We start from the raw sequence: 26,416 nt of genomic DNA on the forward strand, positions 1-26,416 counted from the left end.
ACCTTAAGCCAGGATTAACCTGGCGCTGAAGAATCCTCCTGGTTTTCTCCACCAGCTAACTGCTGCGGCAGCCGCGCCAGCAGTTCATCTACCACTACGCGAATTTTCTGCGGTACCCATGCCGCTTCCGGCCAGACGGCGCTAATCGCAAAACTGCCGCTGACGGACGACGGCAATATTTGCTGAAGTTCTCCCCGCGCTATCTCGTCTGCCGCCAGCCAATCCGGCAGCCAGGCGATTCCCAGTCCGCTTTTCGCCGCCGCGGCGATGGCGGCGAAATCATCCATTGCCAGCCCGGGCTGCGGGCGGAACGCGATCGCCGCTCCCTGCGCATCGCGCAGATGCCATTTCTGCATCTGCCCGGCGTAGAGATAGCCAATGGTAAGATGCCCGTGTAGTTCTTCCGGCGCCTGCGGCGCTGGCCGATGTCGTAGATATAACGGCGATGCGCAGAGAATCATGCCATGCTGGCCTAAACGCCGGGCCTTAAGAAAGCTGGAGTCGCTCAACGCGCCGATCCGTATCGCCATATCGAATCCTTCTTCAAACAGATTGACCTGGCGGTCGCTAAACGACAGCTCGAGCTTAAGCTCAGGATAACGTTGGCTAAGAGGAAACAAGATCGGCGCCACGCAGCGCTGGCCAAACAGCACAGGCAGGCTGATTCGCAGTCGCCCTTGTACCTGGGTTTTTCCACGCTGTATTTCATTTTCCGCATCACGCAGGTTATCCAGCGCCCGGCGGGATTGTAGATAAAAAACCTCGCCTTCTTCGGTCAACGCCTGCCGGCGAGTAGTGCGCTGGAACAACGCGACGCCGAGCCGCTGCTCCAGCCGGGAAATCGTCTTGCCGACGGCGGATCGCGTCACGTTTAGCTTCTCTGCGGCTTGCGCAAAGTTACCGCATTCGACGACGGCGACAAACACCGGGATCGCGTTCAAGTCACTGCGCATTGATTGGTTCCTGAGTAGATACAATTATAAAAAATAATGTCACTACTGGAGAAAAAAAGACAGTGTTACCCTGCGGACCATCAACTTTATGAGGAGTCCGTCATGAGTAACGTATTGATTTTAAAATCCAGCATCAACGGCCCGGCGTCGCTAACTAACCAGCTAATAGATGAATATATGCAGATTCGCCGCGAAGCCGGCCATCAGGACTCGGTTGTCGAACACGATCTGACCACCCTCGCCTTGCCGAAACTCGATGGCGCGCTGTTTGCCGCGCTGCGCGGCGCGCAAGATACGCGCCCGGCGATCCAGCAAGGAGTTGCCCTCTCTGATTCACTCATCGCCGAGTTAAAGGCTAGCGATCTGCTAGTGATCGGCGCACCGATGTATAACCTCAACGTGCCAACCGATCTCAAAAACTGGTTCGATCTGGTGGCGCGAGCGCGGGAAACCTTCCGCTATACCGAGACCTGGCCGCAGGGGCTGGTTGAAGGCGTGCGTGCGGTGGTTATTAGTTCGCGCGGCGGCGTCCATGACGGGCAACCCAGCGATGCGGTCACCCCTTACCTGCGCGCGGTGCTGGGATTGATGGGGATTAGCGACGTCGAATTTATCTATGCTGAAGGGATGGATATTCGCCCGCACGGCCGCGACGCGGGCATCGCCCACGCCCGCCAGCATATTGCCAGGGCCGCTCAGCTGGCGTGAGATCCGCTGCTTCTGCGGGCTGGTAAAGGGTCTGCTTTTATTTTAGAATAATCTAAATTTAGAAAAGACTAAAATAAAATGACCACAGCACAACAACTGCAGGCCAGCGCCGGGGAAGCCGCTGTCCTGCTGAAAGCGATGAGTAATCCCCACCGGCTACTGATTCTGTGCATGCTTTGCGAAGCCCCGCGTACAACCGCGGGAGAACTGGCGCAAATCACCGGCCTGAGCCCTTCCGCTACCTCTCAACATCTCGCGCGGATGCGCGATGAGGGGCTTATCGACAGCGAACGTGATGCGCAGCGCCTGCGCTATTTCATTACCCATCCCGCCGTTCAGCAGGTCATCGCCACGCTGAAAACCATTTACTGCCCGTAAGGAGTCCTTATGACTATCGCCACCGTTACAGCCAACGAAGCCCAGGCGCTTATCGCCCAGGGCGCGCGGCTGATTGATATCCGCGCTGCCGACGAATACGCTCGTGAGCATATTCCGGCGGCGACGCTACTGCCATTAGAGCAACTGACTCACGGCGCGGCGCTCAATGCGCAGCCGGGAGAAACAATCATTTTTCACTGCCAGGCCGGCTCGCGCACGCAAAATAACGCCAGCCTTCTGGCCGCCGCCGCCGCGCCCGCGCAGGTTAAGCTGCTGGCTGGCGGTATTCAGGCATGGCGAGCGGCGGGTTTGCCGATAGTCGAAGATAAATCCCAGCCGCTGCCGCTAATGCGCCAGGTGCAAATCGCCGCCGGCGCGCTGATTTTGCTGGGAGTAGTGCTGGGATACGCCGTCAACAGCGGCTTTTTCTTGCTGAGTGGTTTCGTTGGCGCGGGGCTCACTTTCGCTGGCCTCACCGGTTTCTGCGGCATGGCGCGCCTGCTGGCGGTCATGCCGTGGAACCGACGTTAAAATGCCTGCCAGATGAGTAGCGCAATGCCGCCAAACAATAGCCATTTGACAATGTAGTAAACCGTTTTATTCCATTTTTTCAATCGCTTGCCGACAATGCGGATTTGATAAATGTAACGGAAGCTGCGGTTAATCCCGCCGGTACGGTCGCCGATATCGTTCGGCGCGGCGGCGGCGCTCATTAAATTTCGCCCCAGCCAGTGGTTTACCTTCTGCGCCCAACGGTAACGCATAGGCCGTTCGATATCGCAAAACAGAATCAGCCGGTTCTCACCGCTGGTATTTTCCGCATAGTGAATATAGGTTTCGTCAAATAGCACACCTTCGCCATCGCGCCAGCTATAGCGTTCGCCGTCCACTTCAATAAAACAGCGATCGTCATTCGGCGTCGCCAGCCCAAGATGGAAACGCAGCGACCCGGCATAGGGATCGCGGTGGCGAGGCAAACGGCTACCATCGGGTAACGTGGCGAACATCGCAGCTTTAACCGAAGGAATACCGCGCAGCAGTTCGGTCGTTTTTGGACACAGCTGGCTGGCGGAGGGATGTGCATCTTCATACCATTTCAGGTAAAACCGTTTCCAACCGGTTTTAAAGAATGAGTTAAATCCGGCATCATTATATTTTTCCGCCGCTTTTATTTGCTCCAGTCGCTGCAGGTTAATCCCCTCTTCACGAATAACCAGCCAGTTCTTTTGTAATATCGCAAGCTCCGGAAACGTTTCAGGACGCAGAAACGGGGTGTTCGGCACACGTGAAAAGAGGTACATAAACCCGTTAAGTGGGGCAGTAAAAGTTGAATGGTCTGAAAGCTGACGCCAGAAACGATAGCGAACTTTTCCGCGATAATGGACGTAGAGCACAGCAATTATAATAATCAGTAAAATGATATACTTCATATTCGCTTATCTGACCATGTTCTGTTTTGAATCATTCCGCGCCAACAGTATAAGTTTCCCTCACCGCAGCGCCACAAAAACCATTAACAAAGATAATACATCTACCCATAAATTGTTTTAACAAAAAGCAGCACGACCATTGAATCCGTCAGCGTCGTTGAGCTATCGTTTAGGTTCTTAGTTGTTACCCATGCTCAGGAGAAACACCATGTTTGCAACAGGCGATCTGGTACAACCGCGCGTCGGCGGGCCAAAATTGAAGGTAGTGGAAGTGAATGGCGATAGTCTGATCGTTGTTCAGGCAAGTAACGAACAGGGTGAGAAATTTACTCTGAAAGCGGTTGATGTCACGCCTTATACAGAAGAAGGCGATTTCGGCGTCTGCTAAGTAAAACGGTGGGTTTCCCCACCGTTGAAACAAACGTTGTTTAAATCAGGAAGCTCTCAAGCGATTTCCCTTGCGCGACAGCCAAAGCGATCGGCTTCGGCATACGTCCCTGACCAGTCCAGGTTTTTTCTGCGCCGGTATGATCGGTATAACGATATTTAGCCGGGCGCGGCTGACGTTTTTTACTGCTTTTCGCCGGGGCCATTTCATGCAGCGCTAATTCATCAGGTGAAATACCATCAGCAACCATTAATTCCAACCAGGTATTAATTTTTTCCTGATATTCCGCCTGCTGCTGTTGCATCTTCTGCTGCTCTTCACGTTTTTCTTCAGTGACGATCCTGAGTTTTTCCAGCATCTCTTCAAGCACGTCAGTGGAGAATTCACGCGCCATAGCACGCAGTGAGCGAATATTATTCAGTTTTTGTAACATAAAAGACATAAAGATCAAAAATCCCAAATCGAAAAAATAAAACAAGAATTACCTGGGCAGTTTAATATATATGTATATATATTTCCAGCCTTTGATTATTCAAATAAATATGAACAGGTTTGCGCCCATAGACTCACTAAAATTTATTGGCGGTTAATATCGAAATAGAACACAAACTCTGACTAGCGCAGATGAATAATGCATAGCGCGACATAATAATATATTTATAGCCACGTCAGTGAGTTATAAAATCAACGCCCATGCAGGGGAACGCCAATGGCTTTGTGGTAATGAATTAAAATTCATATAATCAGAATAAAACACACACTTTGCATGCAGCAGTAAATGCTGGAAAATCGGCATTTATACGGTAAATAACGCCAATAGTGACCACTATCACATAACGCAATCAGGCATCCGCTTTACCAACCCTACTTCTCATGCCATGCGTACTCGCCCCCTGACAAAACAAAATCATATCTAATTGATATTAAACAACATAATCAATTAAAGGAACAAAAGTAGCGCAAGCTGAGAAAAACGCCAGTTCACAGAGTGTTTTATCGACAAAAAGGCGATAAATAAAAATTTATAGCTAGTTGTCACTTACAACACAGAGATATACTCTACACACATCAAAACAGGCAGCCCAAAACCGCTACACCATGCGCACTTTTCGGCGTTATTGACTTCATTTTCGAGGAGCATACCGATGTTCTCTGCTCAATCCCGCTTGCGTCATGCGGTAGCAGACACCTTTGCAATGGTGGTCTACTGCACCGTTGTCAACATGATGATCGAAATTTTCCTCTCCGGAATGACCTTTGAGCAGTCGTTATCTTCACGACTGGTCGCGATCCCGGTCAACATTATTATTGCAGTGCCTTATGGTTTCTATCGCGACTTCGCCATGCGCCAGGCGCGCCGGATCAGCACCTCGGGATGGATGAAAAACATTGCTGATGTCGTCGCGTATGTGACTTTCCAGTCACCGGTGTATGTATTGATTCTATTGTCGGTAGGCGCGGACTGGCATCAAATTGCCGCCGCGGTCAGTTCAAACATTCTGGTATCAATGATGATGGGCGCGGTGTACGGCTACTTCCTCGACTTCTGCCGCCGCCTGTTCCGCGTCAGCCCTTATCAGCAAGCTAAAGCCTGATCCCCCTCTTTCGGCGACTGGTCGCTGCCAGTCGCCTGCTTCAAAGCAGCCCGCATTAGACTATTCAGCCGTGAGACATCTGCGGCTGCGCTTCGCCAAACAGCCCATTCAGAAAACGCTCAAGCGCCATCCGCGAACTAAAACCATGTGGAATGCCGTAATGCTGCTGCGCATCACCCGCCAAATAGAGCGGGAACTGTTCATAATGGTCACAAGTTTTAATCTCGCTGGCAGGTTCAGCCAGTGAATTACTGCGCTCTTTAAGCGCCGGATGAATAACTAAAGCGGTACGCCCCATGCGCGCTTCGCGGTTCACATAAACATAATTATCGCCACGGCGATATCCATACGCTTTTTGTGTCACAACATCCATGGTGAAGCCGGCTTTTTCAAGAACACGCGCCACCTCATCGGGTCTTAAATACATACTGATTCCTCGTTATCTTTTACCGCACATTTACCTTACCTTATTCACGAATAGCAGCGCTTTCAGAAAATTCCATAAACTCCCGCAAAAGCATAATGCAAAATCATGTCCTACACTTAATCACTCGAATGGAACAAAGGGAGAAACCAATGGCTAACCGTGTGAACCGCAACGACATTGATGAAAGCGCCGAGGATATTCATAACGAAGTCAGCCAATTAGCGGATACGCTGGAAGAAGTGCTGAAATCATGGGGTAGCGATGCGAAAGATGAAGCTGAGAACGCGCGTAAAAAAGCGCAGTCGCTGCTGAAAGAGACGCGCGCCCGCCTGAACGGCAATACCCGCCTGCGCCAGGCAGCCTATGATACCGTTGAACGCGCCCGCGATGCCGCCGGCTGCGCCGACAGCTACGTGCGTGATAAACCCTGGCAGAGCGTTGGCGCCGCCGCCGCCGTTGGGGTGTTTATTGGCGTTTTGCTTAATTTGCGTCGATAATAGTATCGATAGACTACATGTGAAGATAACAAATACGCGTCTAACCCTGCGTCCCAATGGTGCGCAGGGTTTTTTATTATTTCACGCTGGCCAGCGCTTGTTTAAGTTCGCCTACGACTTCACGAGCCATCACCGCCGACGTGATATTCGTAAAACTCATCAATAGCCCGCCCTCACCACGGCTAAGCATGCGCCAGTCGCTCAACGCCTGCACCGCCAGCCCGGCACGTTGGCAGCGACGGGCCTGCTCGCGATCGTCCCCCTTCACCGCCATCACCAGTTGGATCCCGCCGGACTGCGGTACCACCTGAAAACCCTGCGCCTGCAGCGCCGACTCCAGCCACTGCCTGCGCAACGCGTAGCTGGCGCGCATTTTTTTTAGATGACGCCAGAAATGCCCGTCATTGATGAAGTCCGCTAACGTCTGCTGCCATAAGGTCGGCACATTACAGTGGCTCAATTCGGCCTGACAACGAAACCGCGCCGCCAACGGCAGCGGAACCACCAGCCACGCGACGCGCAGCGCGGGAAACATCGATTTACTAAATGACCCGGCGTACAGTACCCGCTGCGGCGCATCGAGGCTTTTCAGCGGCGGTAGCGGCTTCCCCTGGTAGCGAAATTCACTGTCGTAGTCATCTTCAATAATCCAGCTATCGCGCTGCGCCGCCCACTGTAATATCTGTCGACGTCTCTCCAGCGATAGGGCCACGCCGAGCGGGCTTTGATGCGCTGGAGTTAACAGCGCAAAGCGCGCCTGAGGATAGTGTGCCTGCGCCCAGTCGATATTCATTCCCTGTTGGTCAACCGGTACCGGATCGATATTGACCCCCGCCGCGCTAACCACTGGGCGAATGAACGGATATCCCGGATCCTCCATCCACATATGCTGCCCCGGCTGCGCAAGGGTACGCAAAATCAACGCCATCGAGGCCGCATAGTTGCCGCTAATCACAACCTGCTCCGGCTGGCACTCGATGCTGCGCGACAGGCGCAAATAGTCGACAATCGCCTGACGGAGAACCGGTTCGCCGCAGGGATCGCCGGGCGCGAGGTCGAAGCGCGATTGCGTCCGTAGCCGCCGCCCCATCACCCGCGCCCACAGCCCGCGCGGGAAAAGATCCAGTGCCGGCAACCCCATTTGAAAAGGCTGCGGCGCTACGGATCCCCGGCCCGTCGCCGGGCGCTGAGCCGTGACCTGCCGCGGGCTTAGGCGCTCGCTGACAAAAGTGCCCGCCTGGCCGCGGCGCTCCAGCCAGCCCTGGGCCACCAGCTCGCCCCAGGCATTTTCAATCGTCGCCCGCGATACGCCAAGCTCCTGCGCATAAACTCTGCTCGCGGGCAGACGGCTTCCCGGCGCCAGCTCGCCATTCTCAATCGCTGATTTCAGCTGGCGGGCGATACGCTGGTAGTGCGGCACTTTTTTGGCTTCCATTATGGTCTGCTTTTTTCATCACAATATGGCTATCTAATGCAGTCCATTATAGTGCTATTTTGCCCGGGTCTTAGAAAGGAGAACTGCAAGATGACCACATTACGTCAGCCGTATAGCGAACTTAGCCCGGAAATCTATAAGGGGTTGGTTCAGGCCAGCATAGCGCTGGAAAAAAGCGAATTGGGCAGCACGATGGTGGAGCTGGTCTATTTGCGGGTGTCGCAAATTAACGGCTGCGCTTTTTGCCTTGAGATGCACAGCAAAGCGCTACGCAAAGCCGGCGTTGACCAGAGCAAACTGGATGCGCTGGCAGGCTGGCGCGTAAGCGCCCATTTCAGCGCCGCGGAACGCGCGGCCCTCGCATGGGCGGAATCGGTAACCGATATCGCAACCAGCCACGCCGAAGATGAGGTGTACCTGCCTTTAGAAGAGCATTTTACGCCCCGCCAGATTAGCGATTTAACCTTCGCCATCAGCCTGATGAACGCCTTCAACCGTCTGGCGATCGCGATGCGGATGTAATTTTCGCGTATCGACTTCCCTCCCCCGCCAGGCTAGTTGGTGGGGGATAACTTATCGAAAAACTCTATATATTGCGTGGTTGAAGTTTTAAATAACTACATCTAGTATTTCCTGAACGGTAAGCCCATAACGTTCGGCGCGATGTTTTACGCCGTCTTGTTATCTTAAATGGAAATACGAATCATGCGCATTATTATTTACACTCGAAATGACTGCGTGCAATGCCATGCCACCAAACGCGCGATGGAGAGCCGCGGTTTCGCCTTCGATATGGTCAATATCGACCAACACCCGGAAGCCATCGACATGCTGCGCGAGCAGGGATTCCAGCAATTACCGGTGGTGATGGCCGGGGAAACCCGCTGGTCTGGCTTCCGCCCCGATATGATTAATCGACTGCGTCCCGCCGCGGCTACGGCCAGCCTATGAGCCTCATCGTCTACTTCTCCAGCAGCTCTGAAAATACGCATCGCTTTGTGCAGCGTCTGGCGCTGCCTGCCGTGCGCATTCCGCTCAACGAGCGCGAGCGAATTCAGGTAGACGAACCCTATATTCTCATCGTCCCCAGCTACGGCGGCGGCGGAACGGCAGGCGCCGTGCCGCGCCAGGCGATCCGCTTTTTAAACGACCCGCATAATCGCCGGCTGATTCGCGGCGTGATCGCCGCCGGTAACCGTAACTTCGGCGAGGCCTATGGCCGGGCGGGAGAGGTCATCGCGCAGAAATGCGGCGTGCCGTATCTGTATCGTTTTGAGCTGATGGGTACCCAGCAAGATGTCGACAACGTGCGTAAAGGAGTAAGCGAATTTTGGCAACGACAACCGCAGAACGCGTAACCGCCGGGGCGTCTGATTTCCACGCCCTCAATGCGATGCTGAACTTATACGACAGCAATGGCCGCATTCCCCTGGAAAAGGACCAACAGGCGGTCGAAGCATTTATCCATAGCCACGTGCGCCCCAACAGCGTACCGTTCGCCGGGCTGGAGGAGAAACTGCAATGGCTGAGCGACGAAGGTTATTATGATCCGGCAGTGCTGGCCCGCTATGAACGTCGTTTCGTGCTGGCCCTCTTCGCCCACGCGCATCAACACGGTTTTCGCTTCCGTACTTTCCTCGGCGCGTGGAAGTTCTACACCAGCTATGCCTTACGCACTTTCGACGGCAAACGCTACCTGGAGCATTTCGCCGACCGCGCCTGCATGGTGGCGCTGACCCTGGCGCAGGGCGATGAAACCCTGGCGCGACAGCTGGCCGACGAGATCCTCTCCGGGCGCTTTCAGCCAGCGACACCGACCTTCCTCAACGCCGGTAAACAGCAGCGCGGCGAACTGGTCTCCTGCTTTCTGCTGCGTATCGAAGATAATATGGAGTCTATCGGCCGGGCGGTGAACTCCGCCCTGCAGCTGTCGAAACGCGGCGGCGGCGTGGCGTTCCTGCTCTCCAACCTGCGCGAAGCGGGCGCGCCGATTAAACGTATCGAAAACCAATCCTCCGGGGTGGTGCCGGTGATGAAAATGCTGGAAGACGCCTTCTCTTACGCCAATCAGTTGGGAGCGCGTCAGGGGGCCGGCGCGGTTTACCTTCATGCCCATCACCCCGATATTTTACGTTTCCTCGATACCAAGCGGGAAAACGCGGATGAGAAGATCCGCATCAAAACCCTGTCGCTGGGAGTAGTCATTCCGGATATCACCTTCCAGCTGGCGAAAGAAGACGCGCAGATGGCGCTGTTCTCGCCCTATGACGTTGAGCGGCTGTACGGCAAAGCCTTTGGCGATATCGCGGTCAGCGAGATGTATGCGCAACTGGTGGCCGATGACCGCGTTCGCAAACGCTGGATCCGCGCCCGCGATCTGTTCCAGCGGCTGGCGGAAATTCAGTTTGAATCCGGCTATCCGTACATCATGTTCGAGGATACGGTGAACCGCGCCAATCCGATCGCCGGGCGCATTAATATGAGCAACCTGTGTTCGGAGATCCTGCAGGTCAACAGCGCCTCCACCTTTGACGAAAATCTCGATTACGCCACCGTTGGCGAGGACATCTCCTGCAATCTCGGCTCGCTGAATATCGCCCACGCTATTGATTCGCCGGACTTCGCCCGCACCGTCGAAGTAGCGGTCCGCGGCCTGACGGCGGTCTCCGATATGAGCGATATCCGCTCGGTACCCTCGGTGGCGGCGGGTAACGCCGCATCGCACGCCATCGGCCTTGGACAGATGAACCTGCACGGCTATCTGGCCCGTGAGGGGATCGCCTACGGCAGCCCCGAAGGGCTGGACTTCACTAATCTCTACTTCTACACCGTCACCTGGCACGCCCTGCGCACCTCTATGGCAATGGCGCGCGAGCGTGGCGTGCGTTTTGCCGGGTTTGAGCAGTCGCGTTACGCCAGCGGCGACTATTTCCAGCAGTATTTGCAGGGTGACTGGCAGCCGAAAACCGCCACGGTGCGCGAACTGTTCGCCCGTGCGGGGATTACCCTGCCCGATCGTGAGATGTGGCGCCAGCTACGCGACGACGTGATGCGCTACGGCATTTATAACCGCAATTTGCAGGCGATCCCGCCGACCGGTTCGATCTCTTACATCAATCATGCCACCTCCAGCATTCATCCGATTGTGGCGAAAATCGAGATCCGTAAAGAAGGTAAAACCGGCCGCGTGTACTATCCGGCGCCGTTTATGACTAACGACAATCTGGCGCTGTATCAGGATGCCTGGGAAATTGGCCCGCAAAAAATTATCGATACCTATGCCGAAGCCACGCGACATGTCGATCAGGGGCTGTCACTGACGCTGTTCTTCCCGGATACCGCCACCACCCGCGATATCAACAAAGCGCAAATTTACGCGTGGAAGAAAGGTATCAAGACGCTGTATTACATTCGCCTGCGCCAGCTGGCGCTGGAAGGTACCGAAATCGAAGGCTGCGTGTCCTGCGCGCTGTAAGGAGAACAGGATGACCCATTTATCGCGCATCAGCGCCATTAACTGGAATAAAATCGAGGATGATAAAGACCTCGAAGTGTGGAACCGGCTGACCAGTAATTTCTGGTTGCCGGAGAAAGTGCCGCTGTCCAACGACATTCCGCACTGGCAGACCCTGACGGCTCAGGAGCAGCAGTTGACCATCCGCGTCTTTACCGGGCTGACGCTGCTCGACACCATCCAGAATACCGTCGGCGCCCCGGCGTTGATGACCGACGCCCTCACTCCACATGAAGAGGCGGTGCTGTCGAACATTAGCTTTATGGAGGCGGTGCATGCCCGCTCCTATAGTTCGATATTCTCGACCCTGTGCCAGAGCAAAGATGTCGATGCCGCCTACGCCTGGAGCGAGGAGAACGCTCCGCTACAGCGCAAAGCGCAGTTGATGCTCAATTACTACCAGGCCGATGAGCCGCTGAAGAAAAAAATCGCCAGCGTGTTCCTCGAATCTTTCCTCTTCTATTCGGGGTTCTGGTTGCCGATGCATTTTTCCAGCCGCGGCAAGCTGACCAATACCGCCGATTTAATTCGCCTGATTATTCGCGACGAAGCGGTGCACGGTTACTATATTGGCTATAAATATCAAAAAGGGCTGGAAATCGTCAGCGCCGCAAAGCGTGAGGAGTTGAAAAATTTCGCCTTTGATCTGCTGATGGATCTATACGATAACGAACTGGCTTATACCCGCGAACTGTATGCCGACAGCCCGTGGCTTGACGACGTCAACGCGTTCCTCTGTTACAACGCCAATAAAGCATTGATGAACCTTGGCTATGAGGCGCTATTCCCGGCGGAAATGGCCGCCGTGAACCCGGCAATTCTTGCGGCGCTGTCGCCAAACGCCGATGAAAACCACGACTTTTTCTCCGGCTCCGGTTCTTCTTACGTCATGGGTAAAACTGAAGCGACCGCCGACGACGATTGGGACTTTTAACCTCGCAATCGCTGGGGAATATATCAACATATTCTCCAGTGATCTATTTCACATTATTCTTTATTATCACACAAATAATCCACTGGCCATTCCCTCGTCATATTTCCTTCATTTAAGCCAATTTCCCCATTCATTATTCATGCATAATCAAAAAATATCACCAGCCGTATATGATGGCTCAGCCCTTATATCACGGGCAATTCAGCCAGAGATCCCTATTCAGATTTTGGCTAGCTATTCACATCGAGGGTTGTCACAGAATCTCAGTATGTTAGGGTGTAAAAAGGTAATAATCTTCACCAGGTACGATATCGATATAATTAAAGACAGGAAATCATTTATTGCATGGCAATTAAATTAGAAATCAAGAATCTCTATAAGATATTTGGCGAGCACCCGCAACGCGCGTTCAAATATATTGAAAAAGGACTTAGCAAAGAGAAAATACTGGAAAAAACGGGGCTATCGCTTGGCGTTAAAGACGCCAGTCTGGCCATTGAAGAAGGCGAGATATTCGTCATCATGGGACTTTCCGGTTCAGGGAAATCCACCATGGTTCGCCTTCTCAATCGCCTGATTGAACCCACCCGCGGACAGGTGCTGATTGACGGCGTCGATATCGCCAAAATCTCAGATGCCGAGCTTCGCGAGGTGCGCAGGAAAAAGATTGCGATGGTGTTCCAGTCATTCGCCCTGATGCCGCATATGAACGTGTTGGATAACACCGCGTTCGGTATGGAACTAGCCGGCGTCTCCTCCGAAGAGCGCCAGCAGAAAGCACTGGATGCGCTACGTCAGGTGGGGCTGGAAAATTACGCTCACGCCTATCCCGACGAACTTTCCGGCGGGATGCGCCAGCGCGTCGGCTTAGCCCGCGCATTAGCGATCAATCCCGATATTCTGCTCATGGATGAGGCCTTCTCAGCGCTTGATCCGTTAATTCGTACCGAAATGCAGGATGAGCTCACCAAATTACAGGCGAAGCATCAACGTACCATCGTTTTTATTTCCCACGACCTCGATGAAGCTATGCGTATTGGCGATCGTATTGCCATTATGCAAAATGGCGAAGTGGTGCAAATTGGCACCCCTGACGAAATTCTAAATAACCCGGCGAATGATTACGTTCGTACTTTCTTCCGCGGCGTCGATATTAGCCAGGTATTTAGCGCTAAGGATATAGCCCGCCGTAGCCCGGTTGGCCTGATTCGTAAAACCCCCGGTTTCGGCCCGCGTTCAGCGCTGAAATTATTGCAGGATGAAGACCGTGAATATGGCTACGTCATTGAACGCGGTAATAAGTTTGTCGGCATTGTCTCCATCGACTCCCTGAAAAGCGCGCTGAGCGAAAATCAGGGGCTCGATGCGGCGTTAATTGACTCCCCGCAGGCGGTGGAGGCACAAACGCCGCTCAGCGACCTGCTCTCCCACGTTGGCCAGGCGCCCTGCGCCGTCCCGGTGGTGGATGAAGGGCACCAGTATCTCGGCATTATTTCAAAACGCATGCTGCTACAGGCTTTAGATCGCGAGGGGGCAAACAATGGCTGATCAATCAAACCCATGGGATACCGCAGCGCCAGCGGATAACGCGGCGCAGTCCGCCGACGCCTGGGGCAACCCAACACCGGCGCCCGCTGACGGCGGCGGAGCCGACTGGCTTAACAGCGCGCCTGCGCCGCAGCCAGAACATTTCAATATTATGGATCCGTTCCATAAAACGCTGATCCCGCTCGATAGCTGGGTCACCCACGCCATCGACTGGATCGTGCTGCACTTCCGTCCGCTGTTCCAGGGGATCCGCGTGCCGGTGGATTATATTCTCAGCGCCTTCCAGCAGTTGTTGCTGGGAATGCCGGCGCCGGTGGCGATTATTCTCTTCGCGCTGATCGCCTGGCAGATCTCCAGCGTCGGCATGGGCATAGCCACTCTGGTCTCGCTGGTAGCCATCGGCGCTATCGGCGCATGGTCGCAGGCGATGGTCACCCTGGCGCTGGTGCTTACCGCGCTGCTGTTCTGCATGATAATCGGCCTGCCGCTGGGGATCTGGCTGGCGCGTAGCCCGCGAGCGGCGAAAATCATCCGCCCGTTACTTGACGCGATGCAGACCACGCCGGCGTTCGTCTACCTGGTGCCGATCGTCATGCTGTTCGGTATCGGCAACGTTCCGGGGGTGGTGGTGACCATTATCTTCGCCCTGCCGCCAATTGTCCGCCTGACGATCCTTGGGATTAACCAGGTGCCGGCAGACCTCATTGAGGCCTCACGCTCCTTCGGCGCCAGCCCGCGCCAGCTGCTGTTTAAAGTCCAGCTGCCGCTGGCGATGCCGACCATCATGGCCGGCGTCAACCAGACGCTGATGCTGGCCCTGTCGATGGTCGTTATTGCCTCGATGATCGCCGTCGGCGGCCTCGGTCAAATGGTGCTGCGCGGTATTGGCCGCCTGGATATGGGGCTGGCGAGCGTCGGCGGGGTCGGGATCGTTATCCTCGCGATAATCCTTGACCGCCTGACGCAGGCCGTCGGCCGCGATTCCCGCAGCCGCGGTAACCGCCGCTGGTACACCACCGGACCTCTGGGGCTGATTACCCGCCCTTTCTGTAAATAAGAGAAGGAATAACGATGCGACATACTACACTCCTTGCCACAGCGTTTACCGCCCTCGTCACAACCAGCGCGTTTGCTGCCGAGCTGCCGGGTAAAGGCATCACCGTGAAACCGGCGCAGAGTACCATTTCAGAAGAAACTTTCCAGACGCTGCTGGTCAGCCGCGCGCTGGAAAAACTGGGCTATACCGTCGAAAAGCCGAGCGAAGTCGACTATAACGTCGCCTATACCTCCATCGCCTCCGGCGATGCCACCTTTATTGCCACCAACTGGCAACCGCTGCACGATGATATGTACGCGGCGGCGGGCGGCGATAAAAAATTTTACCGTGAAGGAACCTTCGTCACCGGCGCGGCGCAGGGCTATCTGATCGACAAGAAAACCGCCGAGCAGTACCACATTAAGTCCATCGACCAGTTGAAAGATCCGAAGATCGCCAAACTGTTTGATACCAACGGCGATGGCAAAGCCGATCTCACCGGCTGTACCCCCGGCTGGGGCTGCGAAGCGGTCATCAACCATCAGATTGATGCCTATGGGTTGAACAATAAAGTGGTCCATAACCAGGGCAACTACGCAGCGATGATGGCCGATACCATCGCCCGTTATAAAGAAGGCAAACCGGTTCTTTATTATACCTGGACGCCGTACTGGGTCAGCGACGTGCTGAAACCGGGTAAAGATGTGGTCTGGCTGCAGGTGCCGTTCTCCTCTCTGCCGGGAGAACAGAAAGATATCGACACCAAGCTGCCGAACGGCGTCAACTATGGCTTCCCGGTGAACACCATGCACATCGTCGCCAACAAAGCCTGGGCTGAGAAGAACCCGGCGGCGGCGAAGCTATTTAGCCTAATGAAGCTGCCGATTGCCGATATCAACGCCGAAAACGCGATGATGCATGCCGGCCATGCCTCAGAAGCCGACATCAACGGCCACGTTGATGGTTGGATTAAAGCCCACCAGCAGCTGTTCGACGGCTGGGTGAAAGAAGCGCTGGCGGCGCAAAAGTAATTTCTCCCCTCTCCCCACGGCGTTTACCGTCGTGGGGACCGCCCTTCCCCAGAACCAATACGAAACAGATATGCCTAAAAAGGGATTTTCTGATTTCCCATTTTAGCGATTGTGAAGCCGTCACGCCGTCTGCTAAGGTGAACAAATCTTTCCAGGCGTAATTTTCACCAGCGTTATCAATAAGTCACCGATATGGAAACGCCTGCTCCCCGACGTCAGCGCCATTGGCTACCAACACGGGTAGGTTGCGCCGCGTTCAGGTTGAGCTTACAGGTGGCGAACAGCATTATTATCCCTACGCAACTCAGCGCTTTAGCCTATGGTTTGGCATGGAAAATCGGCGACTCGCCGGAGATTTTAAGTATTAATAGTGACCGATAATTCATTTGCTTTATTTGTCACAATAGTTATTATATCGGCTGTAATTAATGAGGTTATACCCAAATGGATAGTTCGTTTACTCCCATTGAGCAGATGCTCAAATTCCGCGCCAGCCGCCATGAAGATTTCCCTTTCCAGGAGATTCTCCTCACCCGTCTCTGTATGCACATGCAGGGTAAGCTGCTGGAAAACCGTAACAAAATGCTGAAAGCGCAAGGGATTAACGAGACATTATTTATGGCGCTGATAACGCTTGAGTCTCAGGAAAATCACAGCATTCAACCTTCCGAGCTGAGCTGTGCGCTGGGTTCGTCACGCACTAATGCCACCCGCATTGCCGACGAACTGGAAAAACGCGGCTGGATCGAGCGCCGTGAAAGCGACAACGATCGTCGCTGCCTGCATCTGCAGCTAACCGACAAAGGTCATCAATTCTTGCGCGAGGTATTACCTCCGCAGCACAACTGCCTGCACCAGCTGTGGTCTTCTTTGAGCACTGCGGAAAAAGACCAGCTGGAGCACATCACCCGCAAACTGCTTGGCCGCCTCGACCAAATGGAAGAAGACGGCGCGCTGGCGGGATCCCTGCGCTAAGCACGGAGCCGCACAACATTTTGAGTTGCAAGGAACACGGTCAGGCCAGCAGATCTTCTGCTGGCCTTTCTGGTAAACAGGTCGGCTCAGCCGATGTGAAATAATAAGAATGTAAAATTGTGGAGAATCAGATGAGCGAAAATGCGGCGAGCCAAACTCCGCAGCAATCAGGCAGCAAGAAAGGGAAACGCAAAGGCGCCCTTCTGCTCCTGACCTTGCTCTTTGTTATTGTGGCCGTAGCCTACGGCATTTATTGGTTTTTAGTCCTGCGTCATTATGAAGAGACCGATGACGCTTATGTGGCAGGGAACCAGGTACAGATCATGGCGCAGGTTTCTGGTAGCGTCACCAAGGTCTGGGCCGACAACACCGACTTTGTGCAACAAGGCGATCCGCTGGTTACTCTCGACCAGACCGACGCCCAACAGGCGTTTGAAAAAGCCAAAACCCAGCTGGCGGCAAGCGTGCGTCAGACTCGCCAGCAGATGATCAACAGCAAGCAGCTGCAGGCGAATATTGACGTCAAAAAAACCGCCCTCGCCCAGGCGCAGGCAGACCTTAATCGCCGCATCCCGCTGGGCGCCGCGAACCTGATTGGTCGCGAAGAGCTGCAGCACGCTCGTGACACCGTCGCCAGCGCCCAGGCCGAACTCGACGTCGCTATTCAGCAGTACAACGCCAACCAGGCGATCGTACTGGGCACCAAACTGGAACAGCAGCCTGCGGTGCTGCAGGCGGCGACCGAAGTCCGCAACGCCTGGCTGGCGCTGCAGCGTACGCAAATCGTCAGCCCGATTAGCGGCTACGTTTCCCGCCGCTCGGTGCAGCCTGGCGCGCAGATTGGCACCACTACCCCGCTGATGGCGGTGGTTCCGGCCACCAACCTGTGGGTTGACGCCAACTTTAAAGAGACCCAGCTTGCCCATATGCGTATCGGCCAGCCGGCGACCATCGTCAGCGATATCTACGGCGATGACGTGAAGTACACCGGTAAAGTGGTCGGCCTGGATATGGGTACCGGCAGCGCCTTCTCCCTGCTGCCGGCACAAAACGCCACCGGTAACTGGATCAAAGTCGTCCAGCGTCTGCCGGTTCGTATCGAGATAGATGCTAAACAGCTGGCGCAACATCCGCTGCGCATCGGCCTGTCGACGCTGGTTGAAGTAGACACCAGCAATCGCGAAGGCGAGATGCTGGCAAGCCAGGTACGTAGCTCGCCGGTCTATGAAAGTAATGCCCGTGAAATCGGCCTTGAGCCGGTAAATAAACTGATCGACGGTATCATCCAGGCCAACGCCGGATAATTCGGGGTGAGCGTAATGCAACAGCAAAAACCGCTCGAAGGCGCGCAACTGGTCATCATGACCATTGCGCTGTCGCTGGCGACTTTCATGCAGGTGCTGGACTCCACTATCGCCAACGTGGCTATTCCTACCATTGCCGGTAACCTTGGCTCGTCGCTGAGTCAGGGAACCTGGGTCATCACCTCGTTTGGGGTGGCGAATGCTATCTCCATCCCGATTACCGGCTGGCTGGCGAAGCGCGTCGGCGAAGTGAAACTCTTCGTCTGGTCGACGGTGGCATTCGCCATCGCCTCCTGGGCCTGCGGGGTGTCGAATAGCCTGACGATGCTGATTTTCTTCCGCGTGATTCAGGGGATCGTCGCCGGTCCGCTGATCCCGCTATCGCAGAGTCTGCTACTCAGCAACTACCCGCCAGCGAAGCGCTCAATCGCGCTGGCGCTGTGGTCGATGACGGTCATCGTCGCGCCGATTTGCGGCCCAATTCTCGGCGGCTATATCAGCGATAACTACCACTGGGGCTGGATCTTCTTCATCAACGTGCCGATTGGCGTGGCGGTGGTTCTCATGACGCTGCAAACCCTGCGCGGCCGCGAAACCCGCACCGAACAGCGGCGTATCGACGGCGTCGGGCTGGCGCTGCTGATTATCGGGATCGGCAGCCTGCAGGTTATGCTCGACCGCGGTAAAGAGCTCGACTGGTTCGCTTCCAACGAGATTATCATCCTGACCATCGTGGCGGTGGTGGCGATAAGTTTCCTTATCGTCTGGGAGCTGACCGACGATAACCCGATAGTCGACCTGTCGCTGTTTAAGTCGCGTAACTTTACCATCGGCTGTTTGTGTATCAGCCTGGCCTATATGCTCTACTTCGGCGCCATTGTATTACTGCCGCAGCTTTTGCAGGAGGTATACGGCTACACCGCCACCTGGGCCGGTTTGGCTTCGGCGCCGGTCGGGGTGATCCCGGTCATTCTGTCGCCGATTATCGGCCGCTTTGCTCATAAGCTCGATATGCGGCGGCTGGTGACCTTCAGCTTTATTATGTATGCGGTGTGCTTCTACTGGCGCGCGTGGACCTTTGAACCGGGAATGGACTTCGGCGCATCGGCCTGGCCGCAGTTTATCCAGGGTTTTGCGGTGGCCTGTTTCTTCATGCCGCTGACCACCATCACTCTCTCTGGCCTCCCGCCGGAGCGGCTGGCGGCGGCGTCGAGCTTGTCGAACTTTACCCGAACCCTTGCCGGCTCCATCGGTACCTCAATTACCACCACCATGTGGACCAACCGCGAGGCGCTGCACCATGCGCAGCTCACCGAGTCGGTGACGCCGTTCAACCCCAACGCCCAGCAGATGTACGATCAACTACAGGGCATGGGAATGACCCAGCAGCAGGCTTCCGGCTGGATTGCCCAGCAGATAACCAACCAGGGGTTGATTATCTCCGCCAACGAAATCTTCTGGGTCTCGGCGGGGATCTTTATCCTGCTGCTAAGCCTGGTCTGGTTCGCCAGGCCGCCGTTCAGCGCCGGCGGCGGTGGCGGAGGCGCGCACTAAGTATCAACAAAAGGGACCTACGGGTCCCTTTTTTATTGCCGCGACCTTGTCCATTTCGCGCTAGCTTCTGTCCATTTCGCTAAAGCCGCCGATGGGTTATGTCATGCAGGATAAAGCTCCGACTACAGGAGAACACCATGCTGACCAATCCTTGCGAAAAATACAGCCCTTATCCGCCTATCGCCCTGCCCGATCGTCGCTGGCCCGAGCGGCAAATCACTACCGCGCCGCGCTGGCTTTCCACCGATTTGCGCGACGGCAACCAGGCGCTGGCCGAACCGATGGATGCCGCACGCAAGCTGCAGTTCTGGGAGCTGTTGCTGGAGTGCGGTTTTAAAGAAATAGAGGTCGCCTTCCCCTCCGCCTCGCAAACCGACTTCAACTTTGTGCGCCAGCTGATTGACGAGCAGCGCATCCCTGAAGATGTCACCATTCAGGTACTGACTCAGGCGCGGGAAGAACTCATAGCGCGAACCTTTGAAGCGCTGCGCGGCGCCCGACAGGCAACCATCCATCTCTACAATGCCACCGCGCCGCTGTTTCGCGAGCTGGTTTTCGGCATGGAAAAGGCCGAAGTGATCGAGCTCGCCACCCGCGCCACCCGGCTTATTCGTCAGCATTGCGAACAGCAGCCGGACACCCGTTGGCAATATGAATATTCACCGGAAACCTTCTGTTTTACCGAGCCGGAATTCGCCCTTGAAATCTGCGAAGCGGTGGCGGAAATCTGGCAGCCCTGCGGCGAACGGCCAATGATTATTAATCTTCCGGCAACGGTCGAAGTCAACACGCCGAACGTCTACGCCGATCGGATTGAATATTTTTGCCGCCACTTCTCGCGCCGCCAGGATGTGTGTATCAGCGTGCATCCGCATAACGATCGCGGTACCGGCGTCGCCAGCGCCGAACTGGCGGTGATGGCCGGCGCCGATCGCGTTGAAGGCTGTCTGTTCGGCAATGGCGAGCGTACCGGTAACGTCTGTCTGGTCACGCTGGCGATGAATCTCTATAGCCAGGGCGTGGATCCGCAGTTGCGCTTTATGCAGATGAATCGGGTGGTAGAGATCGTCGAGAACTGCAATCAGCTCCCGGTACATCCGCGTCATCCATGGGCAGGCAGTCTGGCCTACACCGCCTTTTCCGGTTCACATCAGGATGCCATTAAAAAAGGGTTTGATGCCCGTAAACCGGGAGATCGCTGGCAAATGCCGTATTTACCTATCGATCCACAGGATATCGGCTGCAGCTATGAAGCGGTGATCCGCGTTAACAGCCAGTCAGGTAAAAGCGGCAGCGCATGGCTGATTGAACAGAACCACGGTCTTAAGCTGCCGCGGGCATTGCAGCAGGACTTCAGCCAGTACGTTCAGCAAGAAACGGATAGCCATGGTAAAGAAATGACCCATAACGCATTATGGCAGCTGTTTCGCAGCCGTTACGGCCTGCTGGCGCAGCCGACGCTGGCGTTACTCGACTATCAGAGCGACGGCCAGCAGGATGGCGAACTGACGTTACAGGCTGCTCTGCGGATGAATGGCGAAACCCGCCGCCTGAACGGACGTGGTAACGGTTTGTTATCCGCCGCCGCCAACGGCCTGAGCGCGCTGTTAAAACGTCATTTCGTTATCAAGGACTACCACGAGCATACCCTCGGGGCGCGCAGCGACAGCCGCTCCGTTGCCTATATTCGCTGCGTCTTTGCCAATGGCGAAAGTCGATGGGGCGTCGGCATTGATAATGACGTTGCCCGCGCGTCGTTACAGGCGTTGTGTAATGCCGTTCACGCCAGGGATTAATCCAACGGGCGAAAATAGTCGCTGGGCGCGGTCCCCATTACCCGGCGGAACATGGCGCTAAAAGCGCTGTGACTGCCGTAACCCAGATCCAGCGCTACCCGTAGTACCGACTGCCCCTGCGCCAGGCGAACCAGCGCCTCCATCAGCTTCGCCCGGCGCACCCATTCGCTCCAGGTCAGGCTGGTCTGCTGTTGAAAATGGCGGTTCAGCGTACGCTCGCTCATTCCGCCTGCTTGCGCTGCCTCACGGCTGCCCCACGGTTCACCGGGCGCTTCGCGCACCCGCTGGCATAACCGACGCAGGCTATCGCTATGCGGTTCCGGCAAACCGAAAGGTAATACCGACATCCCGCGAATTTCATCCAGCATCAGCTCATAGATACGTTCATCGCGGGTGCCGGGGAAATAGCGCTCTTCCAGCGCCAGCGACGCGACGATAAGCTCACGCAGCAGCGGTGAGATCTGCACGATCTGGCAGGTAGAGGGCAGATCGGCACGGGCCAGTGGATCGATAAATAGCGTCCGTGCGGCCACATTGCCGGTTATGCGCAACGCGTGCGGCGTATGTGCCGGTAGCCAGACGCCGCGCCCCGGCGGTACGACCCAGAACCCGACCGGCGTCTCCACCCGAACCACGCCGCTGAGAATATGCAATAACTGAGCGCAGTCGTGGCTATGCATCGGTTCGCTATCGCCGTGGGCATAATCATGGGCAAATGGCACCAGCGCGCGGTGCAGGAAGGAAAAGGAGAGCGTTGTCGACATGATAAGCGGAGAGCGGCCCGACGCGATGGCCGGGCCGACGCAGGCGCACTAGATGTGCAGTTCTTGCAGTTTTTCTTTCGGCAGCGCCAGCTCATCGTTGCTGTTGATGCGAACATCACGCTCAATGATGTGGCGGGCGATATCCTGCGCTTCTTCCAGCGAGTGCATGGTGTAGGTTCCGCACTGGTAGACGTTCAGCTCAGGGATCTGATTCTGATCTTTGACTTTCAGCACGTCAGCCATCGCCGCTTTCCAGGCATCGGCCACGCGTTGCTCTTCCGGCGTGCCAATCAGGCTCATGTAGAAACCGGTACGGCAGCCCATCGGAGAGATGTCGATAATTTCCACGCCATTACCGTTCAGGTGATCGCGCATGAAACCAGCAAACAGGTGCTCCAGAGTATGAATGCCGCGCTCCGGCATCACTTCCTGGTTCGGTACGCAGAATCGCAGATCGAAAACGGTGATTTGATCGCCGTGCGGCGTGTTCATTTTCTTCGCGACGCGCACCGCAGGCGCTTCCATTCGGGTATGGTCGACTGTGAAACTATCTAACAACGGCATTCTTCACCTCCGATAGTGATTTTTTTTAAAATAAAATGAACTCTTCGTTCAACAGCGAGTCTGAGTATATGAAAGACGCGCATTTATTATCATCATCATCCCTGAATCAGAGATGAAAGTTTGGCCACAGTGATGTGGCCTTTTTCTTTTGTAGCGCTTTTTACTACGCGTGTCGTGCTAAAAGCGCCTCGAACGGCTCGCTATCTTCCGCTTCCACTTTCTTCTGTCGCGCGACCGACGCATCACGTTCGGCGATAAAATCTTCTTCGCTTAAAATTTCCAGCGGTTCATTGCGCAGCATCGTACGATATTCATCAGCCAGCTTACGCCCGGTACCGCCAATCCCTTCTTCAATCATAGAACGCAGAATGCGCGCTGAGAAAGTTAATTCCGGATCGTCGAAGCAGGCCTGCAGCTCATCGCACACCTGTTGATACGCCTCGCCACCGTGGATGCTGTCCAGCGTTTGCGCCACGCGACGTAAATCACGGAACAGATCTTTACCCACCTGCGCCAGCGGGAACTGCGCGCTTTCACAGCCAATCCCCAACGTCAGGCCCGGTTTACGGCCCTCAAGAATCACCCGGTTCCAGTTAGTGCGGGTACACAGCAGTTCGCTGCTGCTCATCTCCGGCGCATCGGCCAGCACGCACCAGACCATAAACAGATCGAGGAAGCGCACCTGCTGCTCATCCACGCCGATCGGCGAGAATGGGTTGATATCCAGCGAACGCACTTCGATATACTCAATGCCGCCGCGCAGCAGCGCATCGGATGGCGTTTCACCGCTGCGGGTCACCCGTTTCGGTCGAATCGGCGCGTACAGCTCGTTTTCAATCTGCAGAATGTTGCTGTTGATCTGCAGATGTTTACCGTCTTTCTCAAGCCCGATTTTAGCGTACTCTTCCGATGGCGTTTTAATCGCCCGCTTCAATCCTGCCACATACTCGTGCAGATCGTTAAACGTAATTCCGAGATTGCTTTGCGACTTATTGGTATAACCGAGGTCGCTAAGACGCAGAGAAGTGGCGTATGGCAGGTAATACATGCCGTTTCCGGCCTTCTCAAACGGCAGAGTCGTCGGTTTGCCTTGCAGGAACGAGGAGCAAATCGCCGGCGACGCGCCGAACAGGTACGGAATTACCCAACCGAAACGGTAGTAGTTACGAATCGAGCGGAAATAACCGGCCGAGATCGCCTCTTTGCCGCTTTCCGCGTCTTCCACGCCGCACTTGGCCTGCCAGAACGCCATCGGCAGCGAAAAGTTATAGTGCACGCCAGAAATGGTTTGCATCAGCGCGCCGTAGCGATTTTTCAGCCCTTCGCGATACAACGTCTTCAGCCGACCAACGTTAGAGGTACCGTACTGCGCCAGTTCAATTTCCTGGCCCGGCGCGATATAGCACGGCATGCTCAGCGGCCACATCCGCTCGTCGCCAAGCTGGCGGGCGGTGTAGCGATGCACATCGCGCAGGAAAGTCAGCATATGATCGACATCGCCATCCACTGGGGTAATAAACTCCAGCAGGGCTTCGGCAAAATCAGTGGTAATCCATTTATGGGTCAGCGCCGAACCTAAAGCTAAAGGATGGCCGGTAGTGGCCAATGTGCCGTCGGCGTTAACGCGCAGCGTTTCGCGCTCAAGCCCACGTTTAATGCCTTGCAGCGCCTGCGGATTTTTTTCCAGCCAGGCCAGCGCCTGTGATACATCCGGGATCAATTTGACCTCCCGCCTGTCGAAATCGTTTGAATTAGCATAATTGTAATGGTTGAACAATCAGTCCAATTAGTGCCACCACGTCATGCCCTGAAGGGTTGCCGCCGCAATGACGATATAACGCAACGCCTTACCAAGGCATAAAAAAAAGAGCACTGGTCCCCAGGAAATGCGCATCCATCCCGCCAGTAAACACAGCAAATCGCCTATAACAGGCGCCCAGCTCAATAATAATGTCACCGCGCCATAGCGTTTAAGCCAGCCGGTTGCCCTCTCCTGCCAGCGCGATTGCTTGCGCAGCGGGAACAGGCGCCCCAGAATAACGTTAGTTACCCCTCCAAGGCTATTGCCGATTGTTGCTATTAATACCAGCAGCCACGGTTGACTTGCCCCCGTAAGAAGCATAGCAACCAGCACCACTTCCGAGTTGCCGGGCAGTAAAGTGGCGCTTAAAAAGCTGCTGGCAAAGAGCGACAGGAGCGACAGCGCGTCGCTCACAACAGACGCACATCCACAGCATCCATACCCGCGCGCTTCGCCGCTTCGAGACCGAAGTCGGCATCTTCAAAGACTACGCAGGTTTCCGGCGCGACGCCCATGCGCTCCGCGCACAGCAGGAAGGTATCGGGCGCGGGTTTATGCTGCGTCACGTGATCGGCAGCCACCACCGCGGAGAAATAGTGACGCAGGCCAAGATGCGCCAGTAGCGCTTCGGCGACGGCGCTTTCGCTACCGGTGCCGACCGACATAGGTCGACGCCCATGCCACTCTTTTACCACGTCTATCAGCGGTAACGGGCGTACGCTATCCAATAGCATCGCTTTGACGGCGACGGTTTTTTCCTGCGCCAGACGATGCGGATCTAAATCAGCCTGATTCAGCTCAATGATCGCCTGGGCAATACGCCAGGTTGGAGAACCGTTGAGCGCGACCACGGCCTGCTCATCGAAACGCATACCGTAACGGCCCAATACTTCACGCCATGCCTTACGATGCGTCGGCTCGGTATCGAGGATGGTGCCATCCATATCGAAAATCAGTCCTGCGTAACGTTGGTACATCGTGTTCTCACAAACCGGATAAGGAAACGTTACTGTATCGCAAAAGGCGGGTTTTGTCGCGGGGGGCCAGAAACAGCAAAGGCGCCTGCAGGCGCCTTAATCAACTCGGGATAGCGAAAACCGTATTATTTGATTCGCAGGTCGTTCTCAACCACGCGCACGCCCTGCACGCGACGGGTGACCTCTACCGCACGTTTAGCGCTCTCAGCCGACGATACAAAACCGCTCAGCTGTACGCGGCCTTTAAAGGTCTGCACGCTAATTTCTGAGGATTTGATATCTTTTTCGTTAAACAGCGCGCTTTTTACCTTGGTGGTTACCACGGTATCGTCAATATAACCGCCGGTGCTTTCTTTGGTGGACGATCCGGCACAGCCTGCCAGAGATACGGCGACCAGAAGCGTTGCGCAAAAGGCAGGTATTGCTTTGAACCATTTCATTGATTTCTCTCCTTGCATTCATCACACCCGGTTCAGGTAGATCTACAGGGATAAATTATAGTGGAAAGAGCGACTTGCCAATAAGAAATGTGTTGATTATCGGGGAGATAAAATGCGTCGTACTGATGGGATGAAAATTGGAGAGTTTTATTGAAGAGAAGATGGTGCATCCGGGAGGATGACTCGGCTGCGCCTCGCCCTACGGGCCGTTGCTAACGCAACGTTATCCTCCCTGGTACTCGCGATAATTTCGCATACCATGCAACATTGAGATTGCTGTTACTAAGGAGAATATGGTGCATCCGGGAGGATTCGAACCTCCGACCGCTCGGTTCGTAGCCGAGTACTCTATCCAGCTGAGCTACGG

The 26,416-nt window shown here is 55.2% G+C and carries 29 protein-coding genes and 1 pseudogene; 19 read left to right on the plus strand and 11 right to left on the minus strand.

Annotated features, from left to right (window positions below; genetic code table 11):
* Positions 1 to 14: 14 nt before the first annotated feature.
* Positions 15 to 953 carry a LysR family transcriptional regulator gene (locus PGQ95_RS20670; protein WP_087858672.1) on the minus strand — a complete coding sequence of 313 codons (939 nt, stop codon included), beginning with the start codon at positions 951 to 953 and terminating at the stop codon, positions 15 to 17.
* A 102-nt stretch (positions 954 to 1,055) separates the two neighbouring features.
* Between PGQ95_RS20670 and PGQ95_RS20675 the strand changes: the two genes are divergently transcribed.
* From PGQ95_RS20675 to PGQ95_RS20685, 3 genes are all read left to right on the plus strand, one after another.
* A complete protein-coding gene (locus PGQ95_RS20675) occupies positions 1,056 to 1,661 on the plus strand; it encodes an FMN-dependent NADH-azoreductase (RefSeq protein ID WP_087858673.1) in 606 nt (201 codons plus the stop codon).
* Between the two features lie 78 nt (positions 1,662 to 1,739).
* The gene (locus PGQ95_RS20680) at positions 1,740 to 2,039 is read left to right on the plus strand and encodes an ArsR/SmtB family transcription factor (protein ID WP_045395188.1); all 300 of its coding nucleotides are present in this window, start codon (positions 1,740 to 1,742) and stop codon (positions 2,037 to 2,039) included.
* Positions 2,040 to 2,048: 9 nt separating this feature from the next.
* Positions 2,049 to 2,570: a rhodanese family protein gene (locus tag PGQ95_RS20685; protein WP_063447421.1), complete on the plus strand. Its 522-nt coding sequence runs from the start codon at positions 2,049 to 2,051 to the stop codon at positions 2,568 to 2,570.
* On the opposite strand, the gene lpxO is transcribed toward PGQ95_RS20685, so the two are convergent.
* Positions 2,567 to 3,469, minus strand: a complete 903-nt coding sequence (gene lpxO / locus PGQ95_RS20690; protein ID WP_045395192.1) for a lipid A hydroxylase LpxO — start codon at positions 3,467 to 3,469, stop codon at positions 2,567 to 2,569. The two genes, PGQ95_RS20685 and lpxO, sit on opposite strands and share 4 nt — an antisense overlap.
* A gap of 208 nt (positions 3,470 to 3,677) precedes the next feature.
* Here lpxO and PGQ95_RS20695 point away from each other — a divergent pair, with 208 nt between their 5' ends.
* Positions 3,678 to 3,857, plus strand: a complete 180-nt coding sequence (locus tag PGQ95_RS20695) for a hypothetical protein (protein WP_087858676.1) — start codon at positions 3,678 to 3,680, stop codon at positions 3,855 to 3,857.
* A 40-nt stretch (positions 3,858 to 3,897) separates the two neighbouring features.
* Here the strand turns inward: PGQ95_RS20695 and stpA are convergent, their stop codons facing one another.
* The gene (stpA, locus tag PGQ95_RS20700) at positions 3,898 to 4,299 is read right to left on the minus strand and encodes a DNA-binding protein StpA (protein ID WP_213793435.1); all 402 of its coding nucleotides are present in this window, start codon (positions 4,297 to 4,299) and stop codon (positions 3,898 to 3,900) included.
* Positions 4,300 to 5,002: 703 nt separating this feature from the next.
* On the opposite strand from stpA, the gene alaE reads away from it, so the two are divergent.
* Positions 5,003 to 5,452 carry an L-alanine exporter AlaE gene (gene alaE, locus PGQ95_RS20705; RefSeq protein WP_015370082.1) on the plus strand — a complete coding sequence of 150 codons (450 nt, stop codon included), beginning with the start codon at positions 5,003 to 5,005 and terminating at the stop codon, positions 5,450 to 5,452.
* Between the two features lie 64 nt (positions 5,453 to 5,516).
* Here alaE and PGQ95_RS20710 read toward each other — a convergent pair whose 3' ends face one another.
* Positions 5,517 to 5,879, minus strand: coding sequence for a DUF2002 family protein (locus tag PGQ95_RS20710; RefSeq protein WP_015370081.1), 363 nt, complete (start codon positions 5,877 to 5,879; stop codon positions 5,517 to 5,519).
* Between the two features lie 149 nt (positions 5,880 to 6,028).
* Here PGQ95_RS20710 and PGQ95_RS20715 point away from each other — a divergent pair, with 149 nt between their 5' ends.
* Positions 6,029 to 6,376 carry a DUF883 family protein gene (locus PGQ95_RS20715; RefSeq protein WP_015370080.1) on the plus strand — a complete coding sequence of 116 codons (348 nt, stop codon included), beginning with the start codon at positions 6,029 to 6,031 and terminating at the stop codon, positions 6,374 to 6,376.
* Positions 6,377 to 6,452: 76 nt separating this feature from the next.
* Here PGQ95_RS20715 and PGQ95_RS20720 read toward each other — a convergent pair whose 3' ends face one another.
* On the minus strand, positions 6,453 to 7,811 hold the full coding sequence (locus PGQ95_RS20720; RefSeq protein WP_430919197.1) for a PLP-dependent aminotransferase family protein: 1,359 nt from the start codon (positions 7,809 to 7,811) through the stop codon (positions 6,453 to 6,455).
* 90 nt (positions 7,812 to 7,901) lie between these two features.
* On the opposite strand from PGQ95_RS20720, the gene PGQ95_RS20725 reads away from it, so the two are divergent.
* From PGQ95_RS20725 to leuA, 13 genes and pseudogenes are all read left to right on the plus strand, one after another.
* Complete coding sequence (locus PGQ95_RS20725; protein WP_308957879.1) at positions 7,902 to 8,333, plus strand: carboxymuconolactone decarboxylase family protein; 432 nt, start codon at positions 7,902 to 7,904, stop codon at positions 8,331 to 8,333.
* A 183-nt stretch (positions 8,334 to 8,516) separates the two neighbouring features.
* Positions 8,517 to 8,762 carry a glutaredoxin-like protein NrdH gene (gene nrdH, locus PGQ95_RS20730; protein ID WP_015370077.1) on the plus strand — a complete coding sequence of 82 codons (246 nt, stop codon included), beginning with the start codon at positions 8,517 to 8,519 and terminating at the stop codon, positions 8,760 to 8,762.
* A complete protein-coding gene (nrdI, locus tag PGQ95_RS20735; protein ID WP_045395202.1) occupies positions 8,759 to 9,169 on the plus strand; it encodes a class Ib ribonucleoside-diphosphate reductase assembly flavoprotein NrdI in 411 nt (136 codons plus the stop codon). Before nrdH ends, nrdI begins: the two co-directional genes overlap by 4 nt.
* A complete protein-coding gene (gene nrdE / locus PGQ95_RS20740) occupies positions 9,142 to 11,286 on the plus strand; it encodes a class 1b ribonucleoside-diphosphate reductase subunit alpha (protein WP_430919199.1) in 2,145 nt (714 codons plus the stop codon). Before nrdI ends, nrdE begins: the two co-directional genes overlap by 28 nt.
* A 10-nt stretch (positions 11,287 to 11,296) precedes the next feature.
* The gene (nrdF, locus tag PGQ95_RS20745) at positions 11,297 to 12,259 is read left to right on the plus strand and encodes a class 1b ribonucleoside-diphosphate reductase subunit beta (protein ID WP_015370074.1); all 963 of its coding nucleotides are present in this window, start codon (positions 11,297 to 11,299) and stop codon (positions 12,257 to 12,259) included.
* A gap of 345 nt (positions 12,260 to 12,604) precedes the next feature.
* The gene (gene proV, locus PGQ95_RS20750; RefSeq protein WP_430919201.1) at positions 12,605 to 13,807 is read left to right on the plus strand and encodes a glycine betaine/L-proline ABC transporter ATP-binding protein ProV; all 1,203 of its coding nucleotides are present in this window, start codon (positions 12,605 to 12,607) and stop codon (positions 13,805 to 13,807) included.
* Complete coding sequence (gene proW, locus PGQ95_RS20755; protein ID WP_087858680.1) at positions 13,800 to 14,864, plus strand: glycine betaine/L-proline ABC transporter permease ProW; 1,065 nt, start codon at positions 13,800 to 13,802, stop codon at positions 14,862 to 14,864. Before proV ends, proW begins: the two co-directional genes overlap by 8 nt.
* 14 nt (positions 14,865 to 14,878) lie before the next feature.
* On the plus strand, positions 14,879 to 15,874 hold the full coding sequence (proX, locus tag PGQ95_RS20760; protein ID WP_087858681.1) for a glycine betaine/L-proline ABC transporter substrate-binding protein ProX: 996 nt from the start codon (positions 14,879 to 14,881) through the stop codon (positions 15,872 to 15,874).
* 225 nt (positions 15,875 to 16,099) lie between these two features.
* A pseudogene (locus PGQ95_RS20765) lies at positions 16,100 to 16,255 on the plus strand (hypothetical protein); the annotation flags it as partial.
* A gap of 63 nt (positions 16,256 to 16,318) precedes the next feature.
* On the plus strand, positions 16,319 to 16,849 hold the full coding sequence (mprA, locus tag PGQ95_RS20770; RefSeq protein ID WP_015370069.1) for a transcriptional repressor MprA: 531 nt from the start codon (positions 16,319 to 16,321) through the stop codon (positions 16,847 to 16,849).
* Positions 16,850 to 16,980: 131 nt separating this feature from the next.
* Positions 16,981 to 18,153, plus strand: a complete 1,173-nt coding sequence (emrA, locus tag PGQ95_RS20775) for a multidrug efflux MFS transporter periplasmic adaptor subunit EmrA (RefSeq protein ID WP_015370068.1) — start codon at positions 16,981 to 16,983, stop codon at positions 18,151 to 18,153.
* A 15-nt stretch (positions 18,154 to 18,168) separates the two neighbouring features.
* Positions 18,169 to 19,707 (plus strand): multidrug efflux MFS transporter permease subunit EmrB, encoded by a 1,539-nt coding sequence (gene emrB, locus PGQ95_RS20780; protein ID WP_045395214.1) that lies wholly within the window; start codon positions 18,169 to 18,171, stop codon positions 19,705 to 19,707.
* Positions 19,708 to 19,844: 137 nt separating this feature from the next.
* Positions 19,845 to 21,503, plus strand: a complete 1,659-nt coding sequence (gene leuA, locus PGQ95_RS20785; protein ID WP_430919203.1) for a 2-isopropylmalate synthase — start codon at positions 19,845 to 19,847, stop codon at positions 21,501 to 21,503.
* Here the strand turns inward: leuA and PGQ95_RS20790 are convergent.
* The 6 genes from PGQ95_RS20790 to PGQ95_RS20815 all read right to left on the minus strand — a co-directional run bounded on the left by PGQ95_RS20790 (position 21,500) and on the right by PGQ95_RS20815 (position 26,049).
* Entirely contained in the window at positions 21,500 to 22,267 is a 768-nt protein-coding gene (locus tag PGQ95_RS20790) for an AraC family transcriptional regulator (RefSeq protein WP_087858684.1), read from the minus strand. The genes leuA and PGQ95_RS20790 overlap by 4 nt on opposite strands.
* A 48-nt stretch (positions 22,268 to 22,315) precedes the next feature.
* Positions 22,316 to 22,831 carry an S-ribosylhomocysteine lyase gene (luxS, locus tag PGQ95_RS20795; RefSeq protein WP_015370064.1) on the minus strand — a complete coding sequence of 172 codons (516 nt, stop codon included), beginning with the start codon at positions 22,829 to 22,831 and terminating at the stop codon, positions 22,316 to 22,318.
* Between the two features lie 163 nt (positions 22,832 to 22,994).
* Positions 22,995 to 24,551, minus strand: a complete 1,557-nt coding sequence (gshA, locus tag PGQ95_RS20800) for a glutamate--cysteine ligase (RefSeq protein WP_213317207.1) — start codon at positions 24,549 to 24,551, stop codon at positions 22,995 to 22,997.
* A gap of 66 nt (positions 24,552 to 24,617) precedes the next feature.
* Entirely contained in the window at positions 24,618 to 25,046 is a 429-nt protein-coding gene (locus tag PGQ95_RS20805) for a YqaA family protein (RefSeq protein WP_047044328.1), read from the minus strand.
* Positions 25,043 to 25,609 carry a fructose-1-phosphate/6-phosphogluconate phosphatase gene (yqaB, locus tag PGQ95_RS20810; RefSeq protein ID WP_045395223.1) on the minus strand — a complete coding sequence of 189 codons (567 nt, stop codon included), beginning with the start codon at positions 25,607 to 25,609 and terminating at the stop codon, positions 25,043 to 25,045. Before yqaB ends, PGQ95_RS20805 begins: the two co-directional genes overlap by 4 nt.
* A gap of 125 nt (positions 25,610 to 25,734) precedes the next feature.
* Positions 25,735 to 26,049, minus strand: coding sequence for a BON domain-containing protein (locus PGQ95_RS20815; protein WP_015370060.1), 315 nt, complete (start codon positions 26,047 to 26,049; stop codon positions 25,735 to 25,737).
* Between the last annotated feature and the right edge of the window lie 367 nt (positions 26,050 to 26,416).

The sequence above is a fragment of the Klebsiella sp. 141240 genome, assembly GCF_050600805.1.
GTDB classification, from domain to species: domain Bacteria; phylum Pseudomonadota; class Gammaproteobacteria; order Enterobacterales; family Enterobacteriaceae; genus Klebsiella; species Klebsiella aerogenes.